Origin of the sequence: Streptomyces sp. NPDC002032, assembly GCF_042890765.1 — a bacterium.
Taxonomy (GTDB): Bacteria; Actinomycetota; Actinomycetes; order Streptomycetales; family Streptomycetaceae; genus Streptomyces.
Map to the genome: position 1 here is coordinate 146,085 of NZ_JBIASM010000013.1, position 18,915 is coordinate 164,999.

16 protein-coding genes are annotated in these 18,915 nt (G+C 73.4%); 10 read left to right on the forward strand and 6 right to left on the reverse strand.

Going from position 1 to position 18,915, the window contains the following annotated elements; genetic code table 11:
* Window positions 1-10: 10 nt before the first annotated feature.
* Window positions 11-448: a MarR family transcriptional regulator gene (locus ACFYYT_RS27005; RefSeq protein ID WP_351828081.1), complete on the reverse strand. Its 438-nt coding sequence runs from the start codon at window positions 446-448 to the stop codon at window positions 11-13.
* Between the two features lie 120 nt (window positions 449-568).
* Here ACFYYT_RS27005 and ACFYYT_RS27010 point away from each other — a divergent pair, with 120 nt between their 5' ends.
* The gene (locus tag ACFYYT_RS27010; protein WP_267091081.1) at window positions 569-751 is read left to right on the forward strand and encodes a ribbon-helix-helix protein, CopG family; all 183 of its coding nucleotides are present in this window, start codon (window positions 569-571) and stop codon (window positions 749-751) included.
* 74 nt (window positions 752-825) lie between these two features.
* On the opposite strand, the gene ACFYYT_RS27015 is transcribed toward ACFYYT_RS27010, so the two are convergent.
* Window positions 826-2,256: an NCS2 family permease gene (locus tag ACFYYT_RS27015; RefSeq protein WP_351828084.1), complete on the reverse strand. Its 1,431-nt coding sequence runs from the start codon at window positions 2,254-2,256 to the stop codon at window positions 826-828.
* 137 nt (window positions 2,257-2,393) lie between these two features.
* Here ACFYYT_RS27015 and ACFYYT_RS27020 point away from each other — a divergent pair, with 137 nt between their 5' ends.
* The 6 genes from ACFYYT_RS27020 to ACFYYT_RS27045 all read left to right on the forward strand — a co-directional run bounded on the left by ACFYYT_RS27020 (window position 2,394) and on the right by ACFYYT_RS27045 (window position 7,764).
* Complete coding sequence (locus tag ACFYYT_RS27020; protein WP_388609514.1) at window positions 2,394-2,762, forward strand: DUF2530 domain-containing protein; 369 nt, start codon at window positions 2,394-2,396, stop codon at window positions 2,760-2,762.
* Window positions 2,763-2,856: 94 nt separating this feature from the next.
* On the forward strand, window positions 2,857-5,316 hold the full coding sequence (locus tag ACFYYT_RS27025) for an HAD-IC family P-type ATPase (protein WP_351829365.1): 2,460 nt from the start codon (window positions 2,857-2,859) through the stop codon (window positions 5,314-5,316).
* A 222-nt stretch (window positions 5,317-5,538) separates the two neighbouring features.
* On the forward strand, window positions 5,539-5,796 hold the full coding sequence (locus tag ACFYYT_RS27030) for a hypothetical protein (protein WP_351829368.1): 258 nt from the start codon (window positions 5,539-5,541) through the stop codon (window positions 5,794-5,796).
* A gap of 8 nt (window positions 5,797-5,804) precedes the next feature.
* On the forward strand, window positions 5,805-6,773 hold the full coding sequence (locus tag ACFYYT_RS27035) for a hypothetical protein (RefSeq protein ID WP_351829370.1): 969 nt from the start codon (window positions 5,805-5,807) through the stop codon (window positions 6,771-6,773).
* Between the two features lie 29 nt (window positions 6,774-6,802).
* Window positions 6,803-7,288, forward strand: coding sequence for a hypothetical protein (locus ACFYYT_RS27040; RefSeq protein WP_351829373.1), 486 nt, complete (start codon window positions 6,803-6,805; stop codon window positions 7,286-7,288).
* Between the two features lie 2 nt (window positions 7,289-7,290).
* Complete coding sequence (locus ACFYYT_RS27045; RefSeq protein ID WP_351829374.1) at window positions 7,291-7,764, forward strand: hypothetical protein; 474 nt, start codon at window positions 7,291-7,293, stop codon at window positions 7,762-7,764.
* A gap of 49 nt (window positions 7,765-7,813) precedes the next feature.
* Here ACFYYT_RS27045 and ACFYYT_RS27050 read toward each other — a convergent pair whose 3' ends face one another.
* The 4 genes from ACFYYT_RS27050 to serC all read right to left on the reverse strand — a co-directional run bounded on the left by ACFYYT_RS27050 (window position 7,814) and on the right by serC (window position 13,956).
* Complete coding sequence (locus ACFYYT_RS27050; protein WP_351829402.1) at window positions 7,814-10,915, reverse strand: sacsin N-terminal ATP-binding-like domain-containing protein; 3,102 nt, start codon at window positions 10,913-10,915, stop codon at window positions 7,814-7,816.
* Between the two features lie 110 nt (window positions 10,916-11,025).
* Window positions 11,026-11,652, reverse strand: coding sequence for a class F sortase (locus tag ACFYYT_RS27055; RefSeq protein ID WP_351829377.1), 627 nt, complete (start codon window positions 11,650-11,652; stop codon window positions 11,026-11,028).
* A complete protein-coding gene (locus ACFYYT_RS27060; protein ID WP_351829380.1) occupies window positions 11,645-12,529 on the reverse strand; it encodes a hypothetical protein in 885 nt (294 codons plus the stop codon). The genes ACFYYT_RS27055 and ACFYYT_RS27060 overlap by 8 nt, the downstream gene beginning before the upstream one ends.
* Window positions 12,530-12,837: 308 nt before the next feature.
* Window positions 12,838-13,956, reverse strand: a complete 1,119-nt coding sequence (serC, locus tag ACFYYT_RS27065; protein WP_351829383.1) for a phosphoserine transaminase — start codon at window positions 13,954-13,956, stop codon at window positions 12,838-12,840.
* A 76-nt stretch (window positions 13,957-14,032) separates the two neighbouring features.
* Between serC and ACFYYT_RS27070 the strand changes: the two genes are divergently transcribed.
* From ACFYYT_RS27070 to ACFYYT_RS27080, 3 genes are all read left to right on the forward strand, one after another.
* Complete coding sequence (locus ACFYYT_RS27070) at window positions 14,033-16,837, forward strand: FAD-binding and (Fe-S)-binding domain-containing protein (protein ID WP_388609536.1); 2,805 nt, start codon at window positions 14,033-14,035, stop codon at window positions 16,835-16,837.
* Between the two features lie 47 nt (window positions 16,838-16,884).
* The gene (locus tag ACFYYT_RS27075; RefSeq protein ID WP_351829387.1) at window positions 16,885-17,841 is read left to right on the forward strand and encodes an EamA family transporter; all 957 of its coding nucleotides are present in this window, start codon (window positions 16,885-16,887) and stop codon (window positions 17,839-17,841) included.
* Window positions 17,842-17,922: 81 nt separating this feature from the next.
* Window positions 17,923-18,906: a DJ-1/PfpI family protein gene (locus ACFYYT_RS27080; RefSeq protein WP_351829389.1), complete on the forward strand. Its 984-nt coding sequence runs from the start codon at window positions 17,923-17,925 to the stop codon at window positions 18,904-18,906.
* Window positions 18,907-18,915: the final 9 nt, after the last annotated feature.

The window sequence follows — 18,915 nt, forward strand, 5'->3', positions numbered from 1 at the left end:
GGCGTCGTTCCTACAGGTGGGCGAGCTTCTCCAGGACGGGAGCGGCCTCGCGGAGCTTGGCCCATTCGTCCTCGGTGAGCTCGGCCGCGAGCCCTGCCAGGAAGGCGTTGCGCTTGCGACGGCTCTCTTCGAGCATCGCTTCGGCCTCCTCGGTCTGGCTGACCACCTTCTGGCGGCGGTCATCGGGGTGCGGCTCCAGCCTGACCAGTCCCTTGGCCTCCAGCAACGCGACGATGCGGGTCATCGACGGGGGCTGGACGTGCTCGCGCCGGGCCAGCTCACCGGGAGTGGCCTGGCCGCAGCCGGCGAGCGTGCCGAGCACCGACATCTCGGTCGGGCTCAGCGATTCGTCGACGCGCTGGTGCTTCAGGCGCCGGCCCAGCCGCATGACGGCGGAGCGGAGGTCGTTCACGGCGGCAGCATCGTCGCCATGGGAGAGGTCATGCATGTACTTAGAATAACTCATTACTCTACCTAAAGAACACCGGGTATCTCCCGTCACTCGTACGGGTGAGCCGGCGGCGGAAAGTGACACGCGTCCGCACCGTCTGCCCCGACCCTTTTCGCCATGGGGACACATGTGCTGAGCATGCGCATAGACGGTGAGCTGCTGGACCGGCTCCGGCACCATGCCGCCAAACGCGGAATGAGCGTCCAGGACTATGTCGTCCGGACGCTCATTCGCGATGACTTCGACGAGCGGTTCAAGACCGCGGTCGACGAGACGGAGAAGTTCTACGGCCTCACCTGACGGCCTCACCTGACGGCCGGGCCGCGCCAGAACCGGGCCGCACCGGGGCCGCGCCGGGGCCGGGGCGGGTGGTCCTACGTGAGGCCGAGCGCCGGCATCGCGTAGTAGAAGACGAACACCGCCGAGACCACGTACATGGCGGCCGGCACCTCGCGGCCCCGGCCCGTCGCCAGGCGCAGCACGCAGAAGCTGATGAAGCCGAAGCCGATGCCGTTGGTGATCGAGTAGGTGAAGGGCATCATCACCATGGCCAGGAAGGCCGGGACGGCGATGGTGAAGTCGCTCCAGTCGATGTCCCGGACCGAGCCGGCCATGATCAGGAAGCCGACCGCGATCAGGGCGGGGGTGGCGGCCTGCGAGGGCACCATCGTGGCCAGCGGGGTCAGGAACAGCGCGACGGTGAACAGGCCGCCCGTGACGATGTTCGCGAAGCCGGTGCGCGCGCCCTCGCCGACGCCCGCCGTGGACTCCACGAAGCAGGTGGTCGCGGAGGAGGAGGTGGCGCCGCCCGCGGCGACGGCCAGGCCGTCGACCAGCAGGACCCTGTTGATGCCGGGGAACTCGCCGGTCTCCTTGTCGATCAGCTTCGCCTCGTCGCCGACGCCGAGGATGGTGCCCATCGCGTCGAAGAAGCAGGACAGCAGCACGGTGAAGACGAACAGCACGCCGGTCAGCACGCCGACCTTGCCGAAGCCGCCGAACAGGCTGACCTGGCCGACGAGCCCGAAGTCGGGCGCCGCCACCGGGTTGCCGGGCCACTGCGGCACGGTCAGGCCCCAGGCGAGGTCCGGCAGGTCGGTGACCAGCTGCACGGCGACCGCGATCACGGTCATGACCACGATGGAGATCAGGATCGCGCCGGGCGTCTTGCGGATCAGCAGCGTGAGGGTGAGCAGCACGCCCACCACGAAGATCAGGACCGGCCAGCCGTGCAGGTGGCCGTTGCTGCCGAGCTGGAGCGGGACGGTGGTGTGCGCGGCGTCCGGGATGCGCGAGACGAACCCGGAGTCGACCAGGCCGATCAGCATGATGAACAGGCCGATGCCGATCGCGATGCCCTTGCGCAGCCCCAGCGGGACGGCGTTCATGACCCGCTCGCGCAGGCCGGAGGCGACCAGCAGCATCACCACGAAGCCCGCCAGGACCACCATGCCCATGGCGTCGGGCCAGCTCATGCGCGGGGCGAGCTGGAGGGCGACGACGGTGTTGACGCCGAGGCCCGCCGCCAGCGCGATCGGGACGTTGCCGATGACGCCCATCAGGAGCGTGGTGAAGGCGGCCGTCAGGACGGTGGCGGTGACGAGCTGGCCGCCGTCGAGCTGGTGGCCGTACATGTCCTTCGCGCTGCCCAGGATGATCGGGTTCAGCACGATGATGTAGGCCATCGCGAAGAACGTCGCGAAGCCGCCGCGGATCTCGCGGGCGACGGTCGAGCCGCGCTCCGAGATCTTGAAGTAGCGGTCGAGACTGCTGGTGGGGGCCGCGGCGGGTGCCGAGGTGCTCATGCGGTCCTCAAACGGGTCAGTTGGGGGTTCATACGAACGAATCCGGCCGTAGGCAAACCGTTTCAGTATGAACACATGAGCGGTGGCCGGTCCATCTCCGCGCGTAGATCCGAAAACGCGCCACCTAGACTGGTGCCATGGCGAAGTGGACTGCTCAGCACGAGGCGCCCGAGCCCCTTGAGGGCCCGGTGGTCGCCACCATCACCGGCGGCACGATCCTCTGGTTCGCCCTGTTCCTCGTCCAGCTGCCCTTCTACGGCTGGTTCGCCGACCGTGACCTGCTGTGGTGGCCGTGGACCTGCGCGGCCGGCGGCGCCCTCGGCCTGATCGGCATCTGGTACGTCCGCGGCCGCGACGCCGCGCTCAAGCGCCACGCCGCGGAGCGCGCGGCGGGGGCCGCGGCCGGGCCGGCGGCCGGGCCTGTGGCCGGGCAGGCGTCCGGCGCGGCCGGCGCGTCCGGCGCGGCCGGCGCCGCGTCCCCCGAGGCGCCCGACTCCGAGCGCTAGGCGCCCGACCAAGGGACGATTCCGCTCATCCTGAAGTCGGATCTTCCGGCTTCTCGGCGGGTGAAGCGTCCCGCCGCCCTTTACCGTCGAAAGCATGACGCAGCGGGCGAAGATCGACCATGACGGGCCGGAGCGCTCCGGCGCCGGCCCCGCCATCGACGCGGGGGCCGAGCTGGACCCCGTACACCCGGTGAAGCCCCCCGCCCCCCGGTTCCAACCGGGCGGCCTCAGCACCGCCGAGGTCGCCGAACGGGTCGCCTGCGGCGAGGTCAACGACGTCCCCGTCCGCTCGTCGCGCTCCACCGCCGAGATCGTCCGCGCGAACGTCTTCACCCGCTTCAACGCCATCATCGGCGTCCTGTGGGTGATCATGCTCTTCGTCGCGCCCATCCAGGACAGCCTCTTCGGCTTCGTGATCATCGCGAACACCGGCATCGGCATCATCCAGGAAATGCGCGCCAAGAAGACCCTGGACGGCCTCGCCGTCATCGGCGAGGCCAAACCCAGCGTCCGCCGCGACGGCACCACCGCCGAGATCTCCACCTCCGCGATCGTCCTCGGCGACGTCATCGAACTCGGCCCCGGCGACAAGGTCGTCGTCGACGGGACCGTCGGCGAGGCCGACGGACTGGAGATCGACGAGTCCCTCCTCACCGGCGAGGCCGACCCCGTCCTGAAGAAGCCCGGCGACCCGGTCATGTCCGGCTCCTTCGTCGTCGCCGGCGGGGGCGCCTTCACCGCCACCAAGGTCGGCCGCGAGGCCTACGCCGCCCAGCTGGCCGAAGAGGCCTCCCGCTTCACGCTCGTCCAGTCCGAGCTGCGCACCGGCATCTCCACCATCCTCAAGTACGTCACCTGGATGATGGTCCCGACCTCGATCGGCCTGATCATCAGCCAGCTCGTCGTCAAGGACAACAACCTCAAGGACGCCATCGCCCGCACCGTCGGCGGCATCGTCCCGATGATCCCCGAGGGCCTCGTCCTGCTGACCTCCGTGGCCTTCGCCATCGGCGTCATCCGCCTCGGCCGCCAGCAGTGCCTGGTCCAGGAGCTCCCCGCCATCGAGGGCCTCGCCCGCGTCGACGTCGTCTGCCTCGACAAGACCGGCACCCTCACCGAGGGCGGCATGGACGTCACCGAGCTCCGCCCCCTCGGCGGCGCCGACCCGGCCTACGTGCAGAAGGTGCTCGGCGCCCTCGGCGAGTCCGACCCCCGGCCCAACGCCAGCCTCCAGGCCATCATCGACGCCTACCCCGACAGCGCCGAGTGGCGCTGCACCGAGTCCCTGCCCTTCTCCTCCGCCCGCAAGTACAGCGGCGCCAGCTTCAGCGAGGGCGACGGCGAGAACAACACCTGGCTGCTCGGCGCCCCCGACGTGCTGCTGCCCGCCGGGGACCCGGCGCTGGAGGAGATCGACGGCCTCAACGAACAGGGCCTACGGGTCCTCCTGCTGGCCCGCTCGGCCCGTGACCTCGACGACGCGGCCGTGGCCGGCGGCGCCCGGCCCACCGCTCTCGTCGTCCTCGAACAGCGGCTGCGCCCCGACGCCGCCGACACCCTGCGCTACTTCGAGGACCAGGACGTCAAGGCGAAGGTCATCTCCGGGGACAACGCCGTCTCCGTCGGCGCGGTCGCCGGGAAGCTCGGGCTGCCCGGCGCGCAGAACACCGTCGACGCCCGCAAGCTCCCCACGGAGCGCGCCGAGATGGCCGCCGTCCTCGACGGGAACGCGGTCTTCGGCCGCGTCACCCCGCAGCAGAAGCGGGACATGGTCGCCGCCCTCCAGTCCAAGGGCCACACCGTCGCCATGACCGGCGACGGCGTCAACGACGTGCTCGCCCTCAAGGACGCCGACATCGGCGTCTCGATGGGCTCCGGTTCGGAGGCCACCCGCGCCGTCGCGCAGATCGTCCTCCTCAACAACAGCTTCTCCACCCTGCCCTCGGTGGTCGCCGAGGGCCGCCGCGTCATCGGCAACATCACCCGCGTCGCGACCCTCTTCCTGACGAAGACGGTCTACTCGGTCCTCCTGGCCGTCCTGGTCGTCTGCTCCCAGGTCGAGTACCCGTTCCTGCCCCGCCACCTGACCCTGCTGTCCACGCTCACCATCGGCATCCCCGCGTTCTTCCTGGCCCTGGCGCCGAACAAGGAGCGCGCGAAGCCGCACTTCGTGAAGCGCGTCATGCGGTACGCGATCCCTGGCGGGGTCATCTCCGCCGTCGCCACCTTCGTGACGTACGTGCTCGCCCGCGCCCACTACTCCGGCCCGGACGCCCTCCAGGCGGAGACCAGCGCGGCGACGCTGACGCTGTTCCTCACCTCGATGTGGGTCCTGGCGATCATCGCCCGCCCGTACACCTGGTGGCGGGTCGCCCTGGTCGGTGCGATGGGCGGGGCCTTCGTGATCGTCCTCGTGGTGCCCTGGCTCCAGGAGTTCTTCCAGCTCAAGCTGGAGGGCGTCACGATGCCCTGGATCGCGGTCGCCATCGCCGCGGCCGCGGCCGCCGCGATCGAACTCGCCTTCCGCTGGGTCACCCGCAGGTTCCCGGCGTAGCCCCCTCAGAGACGCGCCAACCCCATCAACTCCCCCGCCCCGCAAGGGTCCCGGGGCGTTGGCGCGCGCAAAGTTGGCATGCCTATGATCGTCGCCTGCAACGGGGAGGCACGGCGTGTCAGACGATTCCGGCTCGGTGGGCCTGCGGTTGAACAGCGGTCCGACGGGGCCCTCCGCTCCGGGCGGAGGCAGGGGGCCGCGATGGTGACGTACGGCGAAGTCATGACCACCGGACTCGGCCTCCTGGCGTCGACGGCGGCCAAGTGGGACTCGATGGCGGGCGAACTGAAGAAAATCGAGGCCCGCTACGGCGAAACCGTCCAGAAGATCGTCATGGGGGACAACTGGTCCGGTGTCAGCGCCGGTGTCGCGCAGACGAGGTTCACGGCGACGCGTTACGAGTACGCCTGCTGCGTGGTGCCCATGAGCAGTTCGTCGCGTTCAAGTCGAAGCTGGAGAGCGCCCGTGACGACGCGATAGCCGCCGGCATGAGCGTTTCCGAACAGGGGCAGGTCACCTTCGACTACTCCAGGCTCACGCCCGCGGAGCGCAGCGCCTACCAGCACGACGCCGATGGCCAAGCCGCCATCCGCGCTGCGGTCGACAAGTGGCAGAAGCACATCGACGACCGGGTGAAGGCCGTCTCCGAAGCCGACACGCACGTCAAGGACGCCCTCGAAGCCGCCGTCGTCGACAGCAACAGGGACGCCCTGGGCAAGGGCGCCGACGGAACCCTCACCGGTTTCAACAACTACGCCGAGGGCGATCTGGCGAAGGCCAAGAAGCACGAGCCCGCCGACATCAGGACACACACCGACGCCTTCACCATGACCGGTCCCGACGCAGGCTTCACCGTCAGCGGCATGAAGTACGGCAAGGAAGGATCCATCAAGGCGTACGCCGACCTCTTCCACATCGCCGGCCACGGCGAGCAGACCTCCGGCGGAGTAAAGCTCTCCGGGGTGGAGGACATCTACGGTGGTGCCAGGGCCACCGGAAACCTCGGCATCACCGACAAGGGGTTCGTCGGCAAGAGCGAGGTGTCCGCAGGTGTGCGGTTCCTCCAGGAGGGCCGGGCCGAATACGGTCCGCACACCGGTTACGTACGGGTCGAGGCATTCGCCGGAGGCGAGGCCTCGGCCGGCTCGAAGCTCACCAAAGAGGAGGTCACCGTCGGCGCCAAGGCGTTCGCCGGCGGAAAGGCCTCCGGCGCCGCGGGCGTGGAAGGCGGCGGCCTCGGCCTCGGCCTGATGGCCGAGGGGTGGGTCGGCCCCGGTGCGGAGGCCTGGTTGGGCTGGAAGGAGGACGAGAAGACCGGCGCGTGGAAGATCGGCGGGAAGGGAGGTCTGTCCCCCGGTCTGGGCGGGGCTTTGGGGTTGGAGATCACCGTCGATCCGGACAAGGTGAAGACTGCCGTCGGCGACGTCGCCCACGAGATCGGTGGCTGGTTCGACTGATGCACGTCCCTGTGGAAAGAGGATCCGAAATGCCAGCGACACTGCCGGTGCCGATCGAATTCAGCCTGCCGGAGGGCTGGGTCCCCGCTCCCGCACCTGAGGACGTGGCCTACGCCGCCGTACGGCCACAGCCTGACGGCGGTTTCGCCGTCAACATCACCGTCGACGGCGGTTTCCCCAAGGAGGACGTGACACCGGCCGATCTCGCTGACGCGTCGGTGGAGCGCCTGCGCTCGTTCGCCGAGGAGGTGGCGGTGACCCGGCGCAGCGAGCTGGGAACCCCCGATTCGCCGGCTCTGGCTCAGCGGATCACCTTCTCTGCAGCCGTGGGCGATTCGCTTCGGGACTTCGTCCAGTCACAGGTCTATCTGTTCCTGTTGGACACGGAGGATCCGGGCAAGCGGGCATTGGTCCGGCTGGCGCTGACCTCGACCGTGGCTCAGGAGGGCGGCGTTCTGGAGGACTTCCGGGCGTTCGTGCGGTCCGTGCACCCGGTCACCGGAGAGGGAGTCTGACGGTGGGACGTCTGTGGGACAAATGGACCGGAACCGCGTACCCGGACGGGAGCGGCGGGTCGCTGCCCACCATGGAGCTGCGGGAGGCGCTGCTCGCGCTGGGCGGCCCGGACGGGGATTTCCGGGTGCGGCACGGCCTTCCCAAGGAGAAGGCCGATCTGGTGGCGGAGCGCCGGATCCCGGAGCTGGACCTGAACGTCAAGATCCGGATGCGGCTGGTCCCGGCGGTCCGTGAGGTCCGCACGCTGGAGGAGCAGTGGGGGAGGGAGCTGTCGTACGACCATTCCGGCAGCCGGCAGTACGGCCGCGGGGGGTCGACCAGGTTCGCCCGCCAGTGGGAGTTCCAGAAGGGCCCCGACGGCCGGCGGCGGCTGGTCGAGACGTTCCGCTACAGCTCGCGCGAGATGAAGGACCCCCTGCGCGACACGGTTCTCGGCGCGGGGTGGATCTGGCGCGGGGTGCTGTTCCGGTTCTGACCCGCACCGGGCCCGGGGATCCGGCGGATCCCCGGGGGAGGCGGGCCGGTCAGTCGAACCAGCGGTCGCGGGCCAGTTCTGGGGTGCGGGAGGGGTCTTCCAGGAGGGCGGCGACCTCGAAGCGGCGGGGCCACTGGCCCGCCGACCAGGCGAGGCCCGCCGCCACGCCCTCCAGGGTGGCCGCGTGGAGGGTGCCGTCTGGGGTGCGGCGCCAGTCGAGTTCGGTGCCGCCCGCGATCAGTTCCTCGTGCTCCAGGTAGGTGCGCGGGGTGGCCGGGCCCAGCAGGGCGCGGACCGGCGCCGGGACCTCGTGCTCCTCGCCCGGGGTGGTCACCTCCGCCGGGACGGTGTCCGAGAGGCGGCGCACCTGGAGGAGGTCGGCCAGGTCGGCCGCCCGGGACGGGGCGACCGGCAGGAGGGGCAGGCCGGCGGTGAGGGGGAGCAGGTCGGGGGCGTCGGCGACGAGGGCGTCGGCCGCGTCCACCACGACCACCTCCCCGTCCACCACCGCCCGCAGCTCGTCGGGCAGGGTGACCTGCTCGGGGTCCAGATCGGCCAGGGCCCCGTACAGGCCGTGCAGCTGGTGGGAGGTGACCTCGCGGTCCGGGTCGGCCAGGCGGGACAGGAGCTCGGCCGCGCCGCCGGGTTCGTCCAGGAGGGCGGCCACGGTGGTGCGTACGCCGAGGGCGCGCAGGACCTGCTCGTCCTCGAAGCCGGTGGCGTCGGCCGGGGTGTAGAGCCCCTCCAGCAGTGGGTCGCCGCCCGCGGCGCGCAGTCCGGCGGGGCGGCGGCCGTCGAGCACGGGGTGGTCGCGCAGCCACCAGGCGGTGTACGGGCGCACGGAGCGGGTGGTGCCGTCCGGGAGCAGGATCCGTACCGGCTGGGTGAGGGCGTCGCGCAACGGGGGCTGGGCGAGCATGGCGAGGGCTTCGGGCCAGCGGTCGTCGTCGACGAGGTCCAGGTCGCGCACGGCGATCAGTTCGGTGGCCACGGGCGGCACCGGGGTGTCGGGCAGCTGGTCGCGGAGGTCCTCGCACCACACGTCGACGGCGTCCAGCAGACCGGCGTCGTCGGGCTCGGCGAAGTCCCCTTCGCGGGGCTCCAGTTCGTCGGGGTCGAGGACCACGTCGGTGGCGCGGACCAGCTGGAAGGCGGTCAGCACCCCGCAGGCGGCCAGGACGTCGGCGTCCCAGCGTTCGGCGAGCGCGGCGTCCAGGTACGGGATCTCGTCCTCGCGCAGGACCGAGGCCAGCGGGCTCCCGGCGAGCAGGAGTTCCCCGGCCGGGGTCGGTTCGCCGTCCTCGTCGGGCAGGGCCAGCGCGCCCAGCCAGGGTTCGTCGCCGGGGGACAGGCGCGCGTCCCGGACCAGGGTCAGCACGGTCTCGGCCAGCTCCTCCGGGTCCACGGTGTCAGCGTCCTCGTCCCAGATCTCCCCGGCGTCCAGTGAGGCGGCGACGGCGGCGCGGACCTGCGGGGTCGTCAGGACGGCCCGGGGGGTGGCCGGGAGGGCGCCGAGCTTCTCCAGCAGCGGGTGCGCGGCGTCGGGGTGGGCCACCTTGAGGCCCAGGCGGGCCAGGTTGACCGGGGTGTCGGCGTAGGGGAGCAGGACGTGGCGGGGTCCGATGGTGGTGCGGCCGTCGGCGAGCGGGACGGGCAGCCCGGACAGCCGGTCGGGGTCCACCCCGGCCAGGGTGTCGTACAGGCGGTGCCACCACTCGGGGGTCCGCTCGATGCCGGCGATCCGCTCGATGGCGTCGCCGAGCGGCAGCCGGCCCACCCCGAGGGTGCGCAGCTCGGGGCGCCGCTCCAGTCCGGCGGGCAGCAGGGTCGGCAGCACCTCGGCCAGGACCCGTACGGTCTCGGCGCCCGCGCCCTCCACCACCTCGGCCTCGAAGGGGCGCAGCGCGGCCCGCTCCTCGGGGGTCTCGGGGGTCTCGGGGGGTGCGGCGGGGGCGAGGAAGGCGGTGCGGGGCAGCCGGGTCAGGACGGCGGCGCGCAGCGCCCCGTCGAGTTCGCCCTTGCCGAGCGGGCCGGGGACGAGGTCCACGAGCGCGGTGCTCACCGGGTCCCAGGCGCCGAGGAGTTCGGCGTACGCGTCCGCCGCGCGCTCGACCAGGAAGTCGGTCAGCGGGCCGGGCGCGGGGTGGCGGCGGGTGGTGTCGAGCGGCAGCGAGGCGATGAGCAGGGCGGGCAGGCCCAGGGGCTCGTCGGTGGGGGTCGGGGCGTGGAAGACGGCTGCGGTGCGGGGGCGTTCGGGCGCGCCGTCGGGGTCCACGGGGACGGCCCAGGTGACGGACCAGGTGGGCCGCAGCCGCTCTTCGACGGGCCGGTCGGCGAGCAGTTCCCGCGCGATGGGGCCGTGGTGGCGGGCGGTGCGCCAGCGGTGGGTGCCGTACGCGGAGTCCTCGATGACGGTGTACGGGCCCTCGGTGCGCCGGTAGAGGGTGCGGGCGCCGTCGGCGGGGCTCTCCACGACGATCTCGCGCAGTCCGGGCAGGGTCAGGAGCAGGGCGTCGTCCACGCCGGACAGCAGCCGCTGGACCAGGTCCTCGGCGGCGCTGTCGCGCAGCGGGAGGACGACGACCGTGTCGTAGCCCTCGGGGGCGGTGCCCTCGGCGGGCAGCGGCAGGCGCAGCAGCGGGACGTGTCCGTCGCGGCGGCGCAGTTCGTCGCCGAGGCCGGGGCTGAACGCGGAGGCCTCGCGGGCCATTTCGCGGGCTTCGGCGAGGGACCAGCGGACGCCGCCGTGCCGGCCGAGCACCGCCGGTTCGTCGCTGACGGCGAGGACGGCGGCGAAGCCGACGCCGAAGCGGCCGACGGAGTCCCGGGCTTCCTCGCGCTTGGCGGAGGCGCGCAGGGTGCTGAGCGATTCCACGCCCGTCGCGTCCAGCGGGGCACCGGTGTTGGCGGCGGCGAGCACCGCCGGGCCGTCCGGGCCGGCGGGGTGCAGGGTGAGCCGCAGCCGGCCGGGGACCCGGGCGCGGGCCGCGGCGTCGGCGGCGTTCTGGGCCAGCTCGACGACGAGCCGGTCCCGGTAGCCGCCGAGCGCCAGGTCCTCCTCGGCGTTGGCGTCCTCGCGGAAACGGGCCGGGCCGGCGCCCCAGGCGTCGAGCACCGAGCGCCGCAGCCGGGCCGTGCTGAAAGGGTCCATGCCGCTCTGGGCCGCCGTCACTCGCACGTTCACGCCGCTGCCTCCAAGATGTGCTGGGCCTTGATCTTCTGCCCCGAACGCTCTGAAGGTATCGCGTGGCGGGAGGGGCGCTACGCCTTGCCCGTCAGGTGGGCGAACACGACGACGTTGGAGTCCCAGTGCCGGTCGGCGGTGAGGCCGCCGCCGCAGGTGATCAGGCGGAGTTCGGCCCTGCCGTGGGTGTCGCCGTAGACCTTGCCGGTGGGGAAGGCGTCCTTCTTGAAGGCGTCGACGGCGTCGACGGCGAAGAGGGCGGTGCTGCCGTCGGTGCGGTGGACCTCGATCTCCGCGTCCTTCTTCAGTTCCTTGAGGTTGAAGAAGACGGCTTCCGGGGCCCGGGGGGTGTCCATGTGCCCGACGATCGCGGCCGCGCCGGGCTCGCCGGGGGTGGGGCCGTCCTTGTACCAGGCGGCGTCGTCGGGCTTGGCGAAGTCCGGTTCCCGCATGACGCCCTGCGCGTCGACGCCGACGGTGTCGAGGGGGGCGTCGACGTGGATGCCGGGGATGGTGATGCGGTCGGGCACGGACGGGGCGAGGGCGGAGGCGGCCTGCGCGGCGGCGGGCGTCCCGGCGGCGGTGGCGGCGGTGGCGCCGGAGGAGCAGCCGGAGACGAGGGCCACGGCGAGGGCCGAGACCCCCGCCAGGGCGGCCGCACGGCGGGTGCGGCCGCTCCGGCGGGCGGGGGCGTACTCAGCCACGGAAGACCTCGGCGGGGGAGGCGGTGGCGGCGGTGGCGGCGGTGACCGGGATGGTGGTGGCGGCGGGGGCCTGGCCGGTGTTCACGGAACCCCTGGGCACCTTGTGCTCGGACGGGCGCAGGGGCTTGACGCTCGGGTCGACGTGCGGCTTCACGTGGGGGTTGCCCTTGGCCTCGGTGGAGAACTTCACGGTGTCGAACTTCTTGCCGCCCGCGAAGGCGTCGACGCCGTAGTAGCCGGTCCGCACGCCGTCGGCGACGGTCGCGGTGCCGGTGAAGGTGCCCTTGCCGTCGCCCTTGAGGTTGACGCGGCCGCCGGCGAAGGCGCCGGAGGAGACGTACGCGTCCTTCTCGGAGGTCTTGACGGTGACGACGACCTTGTCGCCGGGGCGGCCGAAGTCCTGGGAGAGCTGGAGGGTGGACGGCGCGGGGGTGGGCTTCGGGGTGGTGCCCGCCTTGACGTTCAGCTGGGCGGTGGCCTGGATCCTGGCGCCGTCGGGGCCGGTGCCGGTGAGGGAGACGCCGTAGCCGCCGTCCTGGACGCGGGCGACGGTGCCGGTGCCGCTCCAGCCGCCCTTCTCCTCCGTGAGCCTGACCCCGTCCAGCGCGGCCGAGGACACGCTGAACCTGGACCCGGCGGGGGCGGAGACGCCGATGCTTATCGCGTCGCCGGGCTTGACGGGGGAGGACGGCAGCGTGAGCCGTACGTCGGCCGCCGCGTGGGAGCCGGAGCCGGTGCCGGAGTCCGTGCCGGTGCCGGAGCTCACGGACGGGCCGGCCGAGGGGGTCGTGGCGGCGAAAGCGGGTGCGGCGGCGGTGGCGCCGAGGGCCATCGTCGAAGCCAGGGCCACGCCCGCGATGGTGAGTGCCTTGCGCATGGGTTTCCTCCTGAACGGGCCGGGGGTTTTTCCCGGCACACCAGACATGAGGGACATCCTGGGCGCTTTGGTTGCATCCGGCCTCCGGGCCCCCGAAGCCCCCTGCCGAAGGTCCCGGAGGAGGAAAGCGCAGGCCGCGCGGTGGGGAAGGGGTGCCCGTTTGCATGCTCTTTGCCCCGATTTTTGGGACCAAGGTCCCGGCCCCGTGCCGAGCCGGCCCGCGCGGACCACCCGCCGAGCCCCCGCGCCGGGAACGCCCGAGCCCCCGGCGACCAGGGGTCGCCGGGGGCTCGGATGCCGCGCTCAGGTCAGAGCTGCTCGATGACGTAGTCGATGCACGCGGTCAGCGCCTGCACGTCCGCCGGGTCGACCGCCGGGAACATCGCGACGCGCAGCTGGTTGCGGCCGAGCTTGCGGTACGGCTCGGTGTCCACGATGCCGTTGGCGCGCAGCACCTTGGCGACCGCGGCCGCGTCGATGTCGTCCGAGAAGTCGATCGTGCCGATGACGGCCGAGCGCTTGTCGGCGTCCTGCACGAACGGGGTGGCGTACTTCGACGCCTCCGCCCAGCCGTACAGGTGGCGGGCGCTGGCCGCCGTACGCCCGGTGGTGAACTCCAGGCCGCCCTGCGCGTTCATCCACCGCAGCTGCTGGTCCAGCAGGAACAGCGTGGACAGCGCGGGGGTGTTGTACGTCTGGTTCTTCAGCGAGTTGTCGATCGCCGTCGGCAGCGAGAAGAACTCGGGGATGTGCCGCCCGGACGCGTGGACGCGCGCCGCGCGCTCCAGCGCCGCCGGGGAGAACGCCGCCAGCCACAGGCCGCCCTCGGAGGCGAAGGACTTCTGCGGGGCGAAGTAGTAGACGTCGGTCTCGGTGATGTCCACCGGAAGTCCACCGGCGCCCGAGGTCGCGTCCACCAGGACGAGCGAACCGGCGTCCGCGCCCGCGACGCGCCGGATCGGGGCCGCGACGCCCGTGGAGGTCTCGTTGTGCGTGTACGCGTACACGTCCACGCCCGCCTCGGCGACCGGCTCGGGGTGCGTGCCCGGCTCGGAGGAGATCACCGACGGCTCGTCCAGCCACGGCGCGAGCTTCGCGGCCTTGGCGAACTTCGAGGAGAACTCGCCGAAGGTGAGGTGCTGCGACTTCCGCTCGATCAGACCGGCGGTCGCGATGTCCCAGAAGGCGGTGGAGCCGCCGTTGCCCAGGATCACCTCATAGCCCTCGGGGAGGGAGAAGAGGTCCCGGAGTCCCTGCCGCACCGAGCCGACCAGGTTCTTGACCGGAGCCTGGCGGTGCGATGTTCCGAGCAGGGAGGTACCGGTGGCGGCGAGGGCGTCCAGCGCCTCGGTCCGCACCTTGGAGGGGCCCGCGCCGAAGCGTCCGTCGGCGGGCTTGATGTCAGCGGGAATCTGGATCTCAGCCACGAGCGGAGCGTATCGGGTCCCGCACCCCCGCTTGGAGGCGCGTCCACCCGGTGAGACGCACTCCGGCGGTGGCAGGCTGGACGCCGTGACGGCACCCGGGGACCTGGAGCGGACATTGCGGGCGAACGTGCGCGGGGAGGTGGACTTCGGGGCCGCCGCGCGGGCGCTGGTGACGATGGACGCCTCCAACTACCGGCGCGTCCCCCTCGGTGTCGTCGCCCCGCGCGACGCCGACGACGTGGCCGCCGCCCTCGCCGTCTGCGCCGCGGCCGGGACGCCCGTCGTCCCGCGCGGCGGCGGCACCTCCATCGCCGGACAGGCCACCGGCACCGGCGTGGTCCTCGACCTCACCCGGCACATGGACGGCCTCCTGTCGGTTGACCCCCTCGGGCGCACCGCCGTCGTCCAGCCCGGGCTGGTCCTGGACGGGCTGCGGGAGGCCGTGCGCCCCCACGGGCTCACCTTCGGCCCGGACCCCTCCACGCACTCCCGCTGCACCCTCGGCGGGATGATCGGCAACAACGCGTGCGGGGCCCACTCGGTGGCCTGGGGCACCACCGCCGACAACGTCGCGGAGCTCGCCGTCACCACGTACGCGGGCACCGCGCACCGCATCGGCAGCGGCTGGGCCGGCGCCCCGGCGGGCCTGCGCGAGCTCGTCGGGCGCAACCTCGCGGTCCTGCGCACGGGGATGGCCGGCGGCTTCTCCCGCCGGATCTCCGGCTACGGCGGCCTCGACGCGCTGCTGCCCGAGCGGGGCACCGGCCTGGCCCGCGCCTTCTGCGGGAGCGAGGGCACCCTCGGCGTGGTCACCGAGGCCGTCGTGCGGCTCGTGGAGCTCCCGGCCGCGCCCGCCCTCGCCGTCCTCGGGTACGCCGACGAGAGCGCGGCCGCGGAGGCCGCCGCCGGGCTGCTGGCGTACGGGCCGCTCACCGTCGAGGGGATGGCCGAGGACCTGGTCCGCGGCGCCGCCGGCCTGCCCCGGGGCGGGGCCTGGCTGTTCGTGGAGATGCCGGACGAGGGCGCCGCCCGCGCCCTGGTCCGGGCCGCCGACGCCCTCGACGCGGTGGTGGTCGCCGACCCGGCCGGGCAGCGCGCCCTGTGGCGGATCCGGGAGGACGCGGCGGGCACGGCGACGCGGCTGCCCGACGGCACCATGGCCTGGCCGGGCTGGGAGGACTGCGCGGTACCGCCCGCGCGGCTCGGCGCGTACCTGCGGGAGTTCCGCGCCCTGCTGGCGGAGCACGGACTGCGCGGGTCCCCGTACGGGCACTTCGGGGAGGGCTGCGTCCACGTCCGGATCGACTTCGATCTGGTGACGGCGCCGGGCGTGGCCCGCTTCCGGGCGTTCTCCGAGGAACTCGCCGACCTGGTCGTGGCCCACGGCGGCTCCCTGTCGGGGGAGCACGGCGACGGCCAGGCCCGGGCCGAACTCCTGCCCCGGATGTACGGGCCCGAGGTCATCGCCCTGTTCGCCGCGTACAAGGACGTCTGGGACCCGGCGGGCGGGATGAACCCCGGCACGCTGGTCCGCCCGGCCCGCCTCGACGAGAACCTCCGCTTCGCCGTGCTGCCGGCGACGCCGTTCGCGGCGGAGGTGGCGACCTGCGTCGGCGTCGCCAAGTGCCGCTCCACCGAGGCCGGCGGGGCGGGGGTGATGTGCCCCTCGTACCGGGCCACGGGCGAGGAACGGCACTCCCCGCGCGGCCGGGCCCGGCTGCTGCACGAGATGCTCGCCGGGGAGGTCGTCACCGACGGGTGGCGCTCGCGGGAGGTCGCCGAGGCCCTCGACCTGTGCCTGGGCTGCAAGGGCTGCCGCAGCGACTGCCCGGTGGGCGTCGACGTCGCCGCGTACAAGGCGGAGTTCCTGCACCACCACTGGGCCGGGCGGGTCCGCCCCGCCTCCCACTACCTCCTCGGCGGCCTGCCGGCGTGGCTGCGCCTGATCACGGCCCTGCGCGCGACGCGCCCCGCCAACGCGGCGGCCGGCCGCCTCCCGCTCCCCGGCCTGACCCGCGAGCGGCCGCTGCCCCCGCTGGCGGCCACCCCGTTCACCCGGTGGTGGCGGGCGTACGAGGGGCGCCCGGGGGCGGGTGCCGGTGTGGGCGCCGGGCCCGGTCCCGGTCCCGGTCCCGGGGACGGTCCCGGGACCCGGGTGACCCTGTGGCCCGACACCTTCACCGAGTACCTGGCCCCCGAGACCGGGCGGGCGGCGGTGCGCGTGCTGGAGGGGGCCGGGCTCACCGTCGGGCTGCCCGGCGGGCGGGTCTGCTGCGGCCTGACGTACGTCTCCACCGGCCGCCTGGACCGGGCCCGCGCCGTGCTGCGCCGCACCCTGGACGCCCTGGGCGAGGTACGGGGACCCGTGCTGGTCCTCGAACCCAGCTGCGCGGCCGCCCTGCGCGCCGACCTGCCCGCCCTGCTCCCCGACGACCCCCGCGCCCACCGCCTGGCCGCGGCCGTGCGCACCTTCGCGGAGACCCTGGAGGAGTACGCGCCGCACTGGACCCCGCCGCGCCTCGACCGGCCCGTCGCCGGCCAGACCCACTGCCACCAGCACGCCGTCCTCGGCGACGCCGCCGACCGCCGGCTGCGCGCACGCGCCGGGCTCACCGGGGAGCTCAGCGGCGGCTGCTGCGGCCTCGCGGGCAACTTCGGCTTCGAACCGGGTCACCACGCCGTCTCCGTGGCGTGCGCCGAGGAACGGCTGCTGCCGTCGCTGCGGGCCGCCGGGCCGGACACGGAGGTCCTCGCCGACGGGTTCTCCTGCCGCACCCAGATCGCGCAGCTGTCCTCCGGCCGGCGCGCCCGCCACCTGGCGGAGCTGCTGGCGGAGGGGTTGGCGGAGGGGTTGGAGGAGGGGCTGCCGGGCGGTATGTAAGGCAAAACACGGATGGTCGGTCCTTACGTACCCCTTAGGCTGGATTCATGCCCGCACCCTCCCCGTCCCCGGACACCACCGCACCGGCCTCCGCACCGGCCTCCGCCGCCTCCGCCCCCACCGCGGCGGCCTCGGCCCGGACCCGGTTCGGCCCGGTCGCGCTCGTGGTCTGCGCCGGGGTCTCGGTGCAGTTCGGCGCCGCCCTCGCGGTCACCCTGATGCCCCGGGCGGGCGCCGCCGGCGTGGTCACCCTGCGCCTGGCCGCGGCCGCGCTGGTGCTGTTGGTCCTGTGCCGGCCCAAGGTGCGCGGCTACAGCCGCTCCGACTGGGGCACGGTCGTCGCGTTCGGCGTGGCCATGGCGGGCATGAACGGCCTCTTCTACCAGTCCATCGACCGCATTCCGCTCGGCCCGGCCGTGACCCTGGAGGTTCTCGGTCCGCTCGCCCTGTCGGTGATCGTTTCGCGCCGCCTGGTGAACCTGCTGTGGGCGGGCCTCGCCCTGGCCGGCGTGGTCCTGCTCTCCGGGCACGGCGGGGGCGGCTTCGGCTTCGGCTCCCTCGACCCGGCGGGCGCGGCCTTCGCCGTCGGCGCGGGCGCGATGTGGGCCGCGTACATCGTCTTCAGCGCCCGGACCGGCCGCCGCTTCCCGCAGGCGGACGGCCTGGCGCTGGCCATGGCGGTGGCGGCCGTGATCTCGCTGCCGCTGGGCGCGGTCGAGGCGGGTTCCGACCTCCTCGTCCCGAGCACCCTCGCCCTGGGCCTCGGCGTGGCGGTGCTGTCCTCCGTGCTGCCGTACACGCTGGAACTGCTCGCCCTGCGCCGGCTGCCCGCGCCGACCTTCGCGATCCTGATGAGCCTGGAGCCGGCCATCGCGGCGAGCGCCGGATTCCTGGTGCTGCACCAGGCGATGTCCGTGTTCGACGCCGTCGCCATCGCCCTGGTGATCGCGGCCAGCATGGGCGCGGTCCGCTCCCAGATCGGCAAGAAGGCCCAGCAGCTCTGAGTGCGCCACCCCGCAGGTCCCGTCCGGATGTGACAGAGAGCCGTCATTGCGGCCATCGGGCGGCCCCGTGACCATGGACGCATGCCCACTCCCCACCGCGTCGTGATCGCGGTCTTCCCCGATGTCGACCTGCTCGACGTCACCGGCCCGGCCGAGGTCTTCGCCCTGGCCAACCGGGAGACCGCGGGCCGGGCGGGCTACGAGGTCCGGCTGGCGGCCCCGAGCCCGGGCCCGGTCGTCACCTCGGCCGGGGTGCGGCTGCTGGCGGACCTGACCTTCGCGGAGGTGGGGGCCGCGGTGGACACCCTGCTGGTCCCCGGCGCGGTCGAGCCCGGCCCGGACGGGCCGGTGGCCCGGATCGACGCGACCGTCGTGGAGTGGGTGCGGGCCACCGCACCGCACGCCCGCCGGATCGCGTCGGTGTGCGTGGGGGCGCACCTGCTCGCGGCCGCCGGACTGCTGGACGGCCGCCGGGCCACCACCCACTGGTCGACGGCCGCGCAGCTCGCCGCCGACCACCCGCGGGTACGGGTCGACGCCGATCCGATCTTCGTCCGGTCCGGCCGGGTGTGGACCGGGGCGGGCATCAGCACCTGCATGGACCTGGCCCTGGCCCTGGTGGCCGAGGACCACGGCGAGGAGCTCGCGCTGGCCGTGGCCCGGCAGCTGGTGATGTACCTGCGGCGGCAGGGCGGCCAGAGCCAGTTCAGCGTGCCGCTGAGCAGTCCGGCCGCGGCCCGCCGGGACATCGACGAGCTACGCGTGTACGTCACCGAGCACCTCGACGCCGATCTGTCGGCGGCGGCGCTGGCCGGGCGCATGTGCCTGAGCGAGCGCCACTTCGCCCGGGTCTTCCGGCAGGAGACCGGCACCAGCCCGGCCGCGTACGTGGAGGCCGCCCGGGTCGAGGCGGCCCGCAGGCTGCTGGAGACCACGGACGAGCCGCTGGAGCGGATCGCGGCGGCCACCGGGCTGGGCTCGGTGGAGACCCTGCACCGCGCGTTCCGCAAGCAGATCAACACCACCCCGGCGACCTACCGCCGCCGCTTCCGCACCGCTTCCTGACCCAGACCC

What these genes read in the sequence shown, in the direction of transcription:
- ACFYYT_RS27080 (WP_351829389.1), top strand. Translation starts at nt 17,923, where the DNA reads ATGCCCACTCCCCACCGCGTCGTGATCGCGGTCTTCCCCGATGTCGAC.
- ACFYYT_RS27025 (WP_351829365.1), top strand. Translation starts at nt 2,857, where the DNA reads ATGACGCAGCGGGCGAAGATCGACCATGACGGGCCGGAGCGCTCCGGC.
- ACFYYT_RS27060 (WP_351829380.1), bottom strand. Translation starts at nt 12,529, where the DNA reads ATGCGCAAGGCACTCACCATCGCGGGCGTGGCCCTGGCTTCGACGATG.
- ACFYYT_RS27005 (WP_351828081.1), bottom strand. Translation starts at nt 448, where the DNA reads ATGCATGACCTCTCCCATGGCGACGATGCTGCCGCCGTGAACGACCTC.
- ACFYYT_RS27035 (WP_351829370.1), top strand. Translation starts at nt 5,805, where the DNA reads ATGAGCGTTTCCGAACAGGGGCAGGTCACCTTCGACTACTCCAGGCTC.
- ACFYYT_RS27020 (WP_388609514.1), top strand. Translation starts at nt 2,394, where the DNA reads ATGGCGAAGTGGACTGCTCAGCACGAGGCGCCCGAGCCCCTTGAGGGC.
- ACFYYT_RS27010 (WP_267091081.1), top strand. Translation starts at nt 569, where the DNA reads ATGGGGACACATGTGCTGAGCATGCGCATAGACGGTGAGCTGCTGGAC.
- ACFYYT_RS27075 (WP_351829387.1), top strand. Translation starts at nt 16,885, where the DNA reads ATGCCCGCACCCTCCCCGTCCCCGGACACCACCGCACCGGCCTCCGCA.
- ACFYYT_RS27040 (WP_351829373.1), top strand. Translation starts at nt 6,803, where the DNA reads ATGCCAGCGACACTGCCGGTGCCGATCGAATTCAGCCTGCCGGAGGGC.
- ACFYYT_RS27015 (WP_351828084.1), bottom strand. Translation starts at nt 2,256, where the DNA reads ATGAGCACCTCGGCACCCGCCGCGGCCCCCACCAGCAGTCTCGACCGC.
- ACFYYT_RS27030 (WP_351829368.1), top strand. Translation starts at nt 5,539, where the DNA reads ATGACCACCGGACTCGGCCTCCTGGCGTCGACGGCGGCCAAGTGGGAC.
- ACFYYT_RS27050 (WP_351829402.1), bottom strand. Translation starts at nt 10,915, where the DNA reads ATGGACCCTTTCAGCACGGCCCGGCTGCGGCGCTCGGTGCTCGACGCC.